Raw genomic sequence first — 323 nt, 5'->3', positions numbered from 1 at the left:
ACCATCAAAGCCCGCTGAAATCAAGATCAGATCGGGGCGAAAATTATCCAGCGCCGGTAAAATACGCGATGAAAACGCTTCACGAAATTCACGGCTGCCGCTATCGGCCAGCAAAGGCGCATTGACGATGTTGCCGACACCGGTTTCCTTCACCAAACCAGTGCCGGGATAAAGTTGCGACTGGTGCGTTGAACAAAACAACACATCCTTGTCCGCATCAAAAATGTCCTGCGTACCGTTGCCATGATGCACATCCCAATCAATAATCGCCACGCGTTCCGCACCAAAATGGCTCTGTGCATAGCGAGCAGCAACAGCGACAG

The 323-nt window shown here is 51.7% G+C and carries 1 protein-coding gene; it reads right to left on the bottom strand.

Annotated features, from left to right (window positions below; genetic code table 11):
• Positions 1-323 (bottom strand): arginase family protein (locus HBA93_RS19970; RefSeq protein WP_502910154.1); only part of this gene is annotated, 323 nt, incomplete at both ends.

It is taken from the genome of Ochrobactrum sp. SFR4 (assembly GCF_019730395.1).
GTDB lineage: Bacteria > Pseudomonadota > Alphaproteobacteria > Rhizobiales > Rhizobiaceae > Pseudochrobactrum.
This window is presented reverse-complemented; position numbering and strand designations above follow the sequence as displayed.